Below are 3,064 nucleotides of genomic sequence, written 5' to 3' on the forward strand. Positions count from 1 at the left end.
GCCCCTTCGGAGGGGCCGCGCGGCGCCGGAACGGTGCGGGCCCCGGCCCGCCGTCGCGGCGCTCCGGGGCCCGGGGATCACCCGACCCCGGCGTTGAGGAAGATCCCGCCGTCGACCACGAGGGTCTGGCCGGTGATCCAGCCGGAGTCGCCGGAGGTGAGGAAGGCCGCCGCTCCCCCGACGTCCTCGGGGGTGCCCAGCCGCCCCATCGGGTAGCGCCCGGCCACCTCCTCCTCGCGCCCCTCGTAGAGCGCGGCGGCGAACTTCGTCTTCACCACGGCCGGGGCGATGGCGTTGACCCGCACGCCCGGCGACAGCTCGTGGGCGAGCTGGAGGGTGAGGTTGACCATCGCGGCCTTGCTGATGCCGTAGGCGCCGATGAAGGGCGAGGCCGACAGCCCGGCTACGGAGGCGATGTTGACGATGGTGCCGCCGTGCTCCTTCTGCCAGGCCGCCCAGGTGCGCTGGGCGAACCCGAGCGCGGAGAGGACATTGGTGTCGAAGACCTTGCGGGCGACGTTCAGGTCCAGTTCCGCGATGGGCCCGAAGACCGGGTTGGTGCCCGCGTTGTTGACCAGGTGGTCGACGCGGCCGAACGCCTCCATGGTGCGTTCGACGGCCTCCGCCTGGTGGGCCTCGTCATGGGCCTTCCCGGCGACGCCGATGGCCCGGTCCGCGCCGAGCCGCTCCACGGCCTCCGCGAGGGCGTCCTCGTTGCGGCCTGTGATGCACACCCGGTCGCCGCGGGCCACGAGCGCCTCGGCGATGCCGTAGCCGATGCCCCGGCTCGCTCCGGTGATCAGGGCGGCCCTGCCGCTGTCCTGCACTGCCATGAGCTGTTCTTTCCGTTCCGTCGTTTTCACGGTGCGGCCGTCGGCGGCCGTCAGTTGAGGGGACCGCCGGCCACGTACATCACCTGGCCGGAGACGAAACCGGACTCCTCGCCGGTGAAGAACGCGATGGCGTTCGCGATGTCCTCGGGCCTGCCCACGCGCTGGACGGGGATCTGGGAGGCGGCGGCCTTCTGGAAGTCCTCGAAGTCCATGCCGACGCGGGCGGCGGTGGCCGCGGTCATCTCGGTGACGATGAAGCCGGGGGCCACGGCGTTGGCGGTGATGCCGAACTTGCCCAGCTCCTTGGCGAGGGTCTTGGTGAAGCCCTGCAGACCGGCCTTGGCGGCGGCGTAGTTGGCCTGGCCCCGGTTGCCCAGCGCGGAGCTGGAGGAGAGGTTGACGATCCGGCCGAACCCGGCGTCGACCATGTGCTTCTGGCAGGCCCGGGACATCAGGAAGGCACCGCGCAGGTGCACGTTCATGACGGTGTCCCAGTCGGAGTCGCTCATCTTGAACAGCAGGTTGTCGCGGAGCACCCCGGCGTTGTTGACCAGGACGGTCGGCGCGCCCAGCTCATCGGCGACCCGCGCGACGGCGGCCTCCACCTGCCCGGTGTCCGACACGTCGCAGCCGACCGCCAGCGCCCGGCCGCCCGCCGCGGTGATCTTCTCCACGACGTCCGCGCAGGCCGACTCGGCCAGGTCGAGCACGGCGACGGCCCGGCCCTCGGCGGCGAGCCGGACGGCGGTGGCGGCGCCGATCCCCCTGGCTCCGCCCGTGACGATCGCGACACGCTGCTCGGTGGTGGGCATGCTGGTTCTCCTCGCACTCGAATGGGTGAGCAACCGCTTAGTACCTTCGGCAGACGTGACGCTAGAAGCACGGACACGCTGTGTCAACGGCCACCGGCGCGGTGAGGCCCACCCCACGTCCGGGCCGCCGCCTCCCCGGTGCACCGAGCCCGCCGAGGGGCCTGCCGGTGCGCCCTCTCAGCGCACCAGCACCTCCAGCAGCCGTTCGGCCTCCGCCTCGGGGTCGGCGGTCAGCCCGGTGTGCACCGGCCCCGGCTGGAGGACGGTGGAGCGGGGTGCGGCCAGCCACCGGAAGCGCCGTCCGGCGTCGTCGGCGGCCGCCTGTCCGGCCTCCGCCCCGCCCCGGCACAGGCACTCCACCGCGTGCAGGGCCGCCCGCACCCCCTCGACGTCGGCGTGCGGATCGAGCACCCGCAGCCGTCCGACGTCCAGATGGGTGCGGGCCGTGACGAAGGACCGGGCGCGGCAGTAGACGACGACCCCGGCGTTGATCATCTCGCCGCGCTCCACGCGGGGGACGACGCGCAGCACGGCGTACTCGAAGACGTCACGCCCGCCGAACCGCCCGCTCACCGCGCCCCTCCGTCCTTGTTCAGCCCGCTGACGGCGTCCGCCCAGTCCTTCAGCCAGCCGGGCGCCCTGGAGGGCCCGTCCTGGCTCGGGGCGCCGACGGTGATCCGCTCGTGGACCGTACCGGCCCGGGTGGCCAGCACCTCGGTGTAGGCGCGGCGCAGCGCGTCCGGCGTGTCGAAGCCGGGCTCTCCGGCCAGCCACTCGTCGGGGATGTCGGCCGCGCACTCGGCCAGCAGCTCCCCGGTCACCCGAGGCGCCAGCTCGGCGGCGGCCGAGGCGACGTCCGGGCCCATGGGCGCCAGGGCGTGGTCGGAGGCGTCGTACGGCTTGTCGGCCGCCTTGGCCGCGGTGGCCCAGTTGTGGTGCCAGATCAGGCTGGCGCCGTGGTCGATGAGCCACAGGTCGCCGTGCCAGACCAGCATGTTGGGGTTGCGCCAGGAGCGGTCGACGTTGCCGGTCAGGGCGTCGAACCACACCACGCGCCCCGCCTCCCGCGCGTCCACCCGGTAGGCGAGCGGGTCGAAGCCCATCGAGCCGGGCAGGAAGTCCATGCCCAGGTTCAGCCCGCCGCTGGCCTTGAGCAGCTCCTGCACCTCCTGGTCGGGCTCGCCCAGACCGATCACCGGATCCAGCTGTACGCGCACCAGATCGGGCACGCGCAGGCCGAGCCGCTGGGCGAGCCGCCCGCACAGCACTTCGGCCACCAGGGTCTTGCGGCCCTGCCCGGCTCCGGTGAACTTCACGACATAGGTGCCCAGGTCGTCGGCCTCGACGATGCCGGGCAGCGATCCGCCCTCGCGCAGGGGCGTCACATAGCGCGTGGCGGTGACTTCGGGAAGCATTTTC

General features: G+C 73.0%; 4 protein-coding genes. All 4 read right to left on the bottom strand.

What is annotated here, in order from left to right; genetic code table 11:
• Positions 1-77: 77 nt before the first annotated feature.
• A complete protein-coding gene (locus tag AC2CJA_RS25710) occupies positions 78-833 on the bottom strand; it encodes an SDR family oxidoreductase (protein WP_484605066.1) in 756 nt (251 codons plus the stop codon).
• 50 nt (positions 834-883) lie between these two features.
• Entirely contained in the window at positions 884-1,645 is a 762-nt protein-coding gene (gene fabG, locus AC2CJA_RS25715) for a 3-oxoacyl-ACP reductase FabG (RefSeq protein ID WP_484605067.1), read from the bottom strand.
• A 177-nt stretch (positions 1,646-1,822) separates the two neighbouring features.
• Positions 1,823-2,218 carry a DUF3037 domain-containing protein gene (locus tag AC2CJA_RS25720; RefSeq protein ID WP_484605068.1) on the bottom strand — a complete coding sequence of 132 codons (396 nt, stop codon included), beginning with the start codon at positions 2,216-2,218 and terminating at the stop codon, positions 1,823-1,825.
• On the bottom strand, positions 2,215-3,060 hold the full coding sequence (locus AC2CJA_RS25725; RefSeq protein WP_484605069.1) for a HipA family kinase: 846 nt from the start codon (positions 3,058-3,060) through the stop codon (positions 2,215-2,217). The genes AC2CJA_RS25720 and AC2CJA_RS25725 overlap by 4 nt, the downstream gene beginning before the upstream one ends.
• Positions 3,061-3,064: the final 4 nt, after the last annotated feature.

Source organism: Streptomyces sp. ATLC9 (assembly GCF_057196705.1).

What these genes read in the sequence shown, in the direction of transcription:
- AC2CJA_RS25725 (WP_484605069.1), bottom strand. Translation starts at nt 3,060, where the DNA reads ATGCTTCCCGAAGTCACCGCCACGCGCTATGTGACGCCCCTGCGCGAG.
- AC2CJA_RS25710 (WP_484605066.1), bottom strand. Translation starts at nt 833, where the DNA reads ATGGCAGTGCAGGACAGCGGCAGGGCCGCCCTGATCACCGGAGCGAGC.
- fabG (WP_484605067.1), bottom strand. Translation starts at nt 1,645, where the DNA reads ATGCCCACCACCGAGCAGCGTGTCGCGATCGTCACGGGCGGAGCCAGG.